Origin of the sequence: Klebsiella sp. MS 92-3 (assembly GCF_000195655.1) — a bacterium.
GTDB classification, from domain to species: Bacteria; Pseudomonadota; Gammaproteobacteria; order Enterobacterales; family Enterobacteriaceae; genus Klebsiella; species Klebsiella pneumoniae.
In genome coordinates this window covers 38,572-42,085 of record NZ_GL882806.1, presented here as the reverse complement: position 1 = coordinate 42,085, position 3,514 = coordinate 38,572, and the positions used below count along the sequence as shown (strand labels likewise).

At 56.4% G+C, this 3,514-nt stretch carries 4 protein-coding genes; 1 reads left to right on the top strand and 3 read right to left on the bottom strand.

Annotated features, from left to right (window positions below; all coding sequences use genetic code 11):
• Positions 1 to 24 precede the first annotated feature (24 nt).
• Complete coding sequence (locus HMPREF9538_RS14415; protein ID WP_004145100.1) at positions 25 to 1,362, bottom strand: NCS2 family permease; 1,338 nt, start codon at positions 1,360 to 1,362, stop codon at positions 25 to 27.
• A gap of 169 nt (positions 1,363 to 1,531) precedes the next feature.
• On the opposite strand from HMPREF9538_RS14415, the gene yieH reads away from it, so the two are divergent.
• Positions 1,532 to 2,197 carry a 6-phosphogluconate phosphatase gene (gene yieH / locus HMPREF9538_RS14420; protein ID WP_009485038.1) on the top strand — a complete coding sequence of 222 codons (666 nt, stop codon included), beginning with the start codon at positions 1,532 to 1,534 and terminating at the stop codon, positions 2,195 to 2,197.
• Between the two features lie 79 nt (positions 2,198 to 2,276).
• On the opposite strand, the gene HMPREF9538_RS14425 is transcribed toward yieH, so the two are convergent.
• Both HMPREF9538_RS14425 and HMPREF9538_RS14430 read right to left on the bottom strand, forming a co-directional pair.
• Positions 2,277 to 2,996, bottom strand: coding sequence for a glucosamine-6-phosphate deaminase (locus HMPREF9538_RS14425; protein ID WP_020316561.1), 720 nt, complete (start codon positions 2,994 to 2,996; stop codon positions 2,277 to 2,279).
• A gap of 49 nt (positions 2,997 to 3,045) precedes the next feature.
• On the bottom strand, positions 3,046 to 3,514 hold a 469-nt coding region (locus tag HMPREF9538_RS14430), incomplete at its 5' end, for an alpha/beta hydrolase (protein WP_009485036.1).

Genomic DNA, 3,514 nt, shown 5'->3' with positions numbered 1-3,514 from the left:
GGGCTTTTTCATCATGCGTGCGGATTAATGTGCATCGATAAAGACAATTTTCAGCACGAACAGCAGCGAAACGATAATCACACACGGGCTGAGCTCGCGCAGCCGGCCGGTACCGATCTTCATCACGCAGTAAGAGATAAAGCCCAGGGCGATACCTTCGGTGATCGAGAAGCTAAACGGCATCATCACTGCGGTGATGAACGCAGGCACCGCCTCGGTCAGGTCGCTCCACTTCACGCGCGCGAGGCTGGAGGTCATCAGCACGCCAACGTATATCAGCGCGCCCGCGGCGGCATAGCCAGGAACCATCCCCGCCAGCGGAGAGAGGAAAATAACCAGCAGGAACAGGATACCAACGACAACGGCGGTCAGGCCGGTACGCCCGCCCACGGAAACGCCGGAAGAAGATTCGATATAGGCCGTCACCGACGAGGTACCGATGAAGGAGCCCGCCACCGACGAGACGCTATCGACAAACAGCGCTTGCTTCATGCGCGGGAATTTACCGTTGGCATCCGCGAGACCCGCTTTATCCGTCACGCCAATCAGCGTCCCGGAGGAGTCAAACAGGTTGACCAGCATAAAGGAGAAGATCACGCCGGCCAGGCCCAGGTTCAGGGAGCCCGCCAGATCGACCTGACCAATCACCGAAGCCACGCTCGGCGGCGCCGAGACGATCCCGGTGTAATGCACGTCGCCCAGCATCCAGCCCAGCAGGGTGGTCACAACGATAGAGACCAGTACCGCGGCGTGAATGTTGCGCGACGCCAGAATCGCGATGATAAAGAAGCCCAGCACGCCCAGCAGTACGCTGTGGGAAGTCAAATGACCAATGCTGACCAGCGTTTCCGGATTGGCGACAATCACCCCGGCGTTTTTCAGGCCCATCATGCCGATAAACAGGCCGATACCGCTGGTGATACCTACACGCAGGCTAAGCGGAATATTGGCGATCATCCAGTAACGTACGCGGAAGATGGTCAGCAGCAGCAGGCCCACGGCGCCCCAGAAGATGGCGCCCATGCCCACCTGCCACGGCAGCCCCATCGCCTGCACCACCACAAAGGCGAAAAAGGCGTTCAGGCCCATCGCCGGCGCCAGGGCGACCGGCAGGTTCGCGAACAGACCCATCAGGATACTGCCGAAAGCGGCAATCAGACAGGTGGTCACAAACACGGCGCTGGTATCCATGCCCGCTACGCCAAGAATTTGTGGGTTAACAAAAACGATATACACCATCGTCAGGAACGTGGTGAAACCGGCGATGGCTTCGGTGCGCACCGTGGTGCCGTGCTCGCGCAGCTTAAATACGCGCTCCAGCAGACCCTGGCCAGAAGACTGGCTGGTTTGTTGTTGACTCATTATCGGTTTCCGAACGTAAGGAGGGAAAATTCGAGGCTATCCTATACCAAATTACGGCACCAGGCGCGGTTGTATGGTAATTTTTTTCATTTATTTTGCTTATACGGCAACGATTGCGTCGCGGCATTGAGCATTACGAAAACGTTAAACTTGTTAATATGGAAAGGCTATGACTCAACCAGAAGCAGTATTTTTTGACTGTGACGGCACGCTGGTCGACAGCGAGGTGATTTGCTCCCGCGCCTACGTTCACATGTTTCAGGAATTCGGCATTACGCTGGACCTCGCCGAGATTTTTAAGCGCTTCAAAGGTGTGAAGCTGTACGAAATTATCGACACCATCAACGCTGAGTATGGCGTTAATCTGCAAAAGGCCACCCTGGAGCCGATTTACCGGGCCGAGGTCGCTCGCCTGTTCGATAGCGAGCTGGAGGTGGTTCCCGGAGCCCAGGCGCTGCTGGATGCGGTAAGCGTCCCGATGTGCGTGGTTTCCAATGGCCCGGTCAGTAAGATGCAGCACTCGCTCGGACGCACCGGCCTGCTGCGCCATTTCACTGACCGCTTGTACAGCGGCTACGATATTCAGCGCTGGAAGCCCGACCCGGCGCTGATGTTTCATGCGGCAGAGGCCATGCAGGTAAAAGCCGAAAACTGTATTCTGGTGGATGACTCCAGCGCCGGCGCTCAGTCGGGGATTGCCGCCGGCATGGAAGTGTTTTATTTCTGTGCCGATCCGCACAACCAGCCGATCGATCATCCCAAAGTGACGACCTTTACCGATCTGGCAGAGCTGCCGGCATTGTGGCAGGCGCGCGGCTGGAATATCACGCGTTAAGGGCCTGGTGAGCGGCACGTTGGCATCGATGCCCCCCCGCTATGCATCTGCGTAAGCGGGGAATAGAACTAGCGGCTTTTTATTGCTGCAATTCCGCCGCCGCCGCTTTATCGGCAATAATAACCAGTGAAGGGTGCAATTTGAGCACTGAAGCCGGCACCTGCACGCTGACCGGACCTTCCACCACTTGCTTTAACGCGTGCGCTTTTGCCGCACCGCTGACAATTAGCAATAAATTTTTCGCCGCCATCACGCTTCTCGGCCCCATGGTGACATAGCTGTCTGGTACTGCCGAGATATCCCCGCCCATCTCGCTGTTAGCGATAAGAGCAATCATTTCCCCATGAATCGGCACTTCGACCGTCTGATCATGAAAGCGGGTGGTATTCGGCAGGTTGCCGCAAAAATGGCCGTCGGCCCCCAGCCCCAGCACCATCAGATCCAGACCGCCAGCCTCTTCCAGCTGGCGATCGTGCTGAGCGGCGTTGTCCAGCGTCAGCTTGTGAATGTTCTCTTCTTTGATCTGCGCCGGGGTAAAAAACAGCTGGCGCAAATTAGATATCGTGACGCCTTCTCGCGACTGGCCGCGAAAAGGGATCTCATCGAAGTTGTAATAGTGCACCCGATCATAGAATGCTTTGCCTTTCACGGCGGCGGTCAAATGCTCATACATCCTCTTTGGCGTGCTCCCCGCCGTCACCGCCAGATTCACCCGCTGCGGCGCCGTGATATAGCCCAGAACATGATGGCTGGCGACCAGGCTCATCTCTTCATAATCTTCGGTCACAATCATTTTCATCTTGTCGTCCTTCACAAGCACAAAACGGGGGCTGAAGGCCCCCTAAAGGTTATTTAAACAGTTTTTGCACAAACTCGGCGTAGGCCGGGCGCCAGACGTCCATTTCATGGTTCAGGCCGGGATACTGGTGGTAATCAAATTTAATCTGCTGTTTTTCCAGCTCGCTTTTCAGACCAGCAATGTCTTTACCGGTCACAGAATCTTTTTCCCCGACGACCACGGTAAAGTTACGCAGCTGCTTATTGATCGCGTCAGGCTGCTTCAGCTGCGCTTCCACGCCGGCATTCGGCACCGTGGTAGTCGTAACGCCGCTAAAGGTGGCGAGCCAGCCAAAGCTCTCCAGATGATTCATTCCGGAAACCAGCGCCTGATAACCGCCCTGCGAGAGGCCCGCCAGCGCCCGACCGTCGGCATCTTTACGCACGTTAAATCGGGCATCGATCAGCGGAATAATATCCTGCATGAGCTCTTTATCCGCCGCCTGCGCATTAAGTGGATAGAAGGTTTTGCGCCGCCCC

Bases quoted from the DNA above. Each gene is read 5' to 3' on its own strand.
- HMPREF9538_RS14415 (WP_004145100.1), bottom strand. From the start codon at position 1,362: ATGAGTCAACAACAAACCAGCCAGTCTTCTGGCCAGGGTCTGCTGGAG.
- HMPREF9538_RS14425 (WP_020316561.1), bottom strand. From the start codon at position 2,996: ATGAAAATGATTGTGACCGAAGATTATGAAGAGATGAGCCTGGTCGCC.
- yieH (WP_009485038.1), top strand. From the start codon at position 1,532: ATGACTCAACCAGAAGCAGTATTTTTTGACTGTGACGGCACGCTGGTC.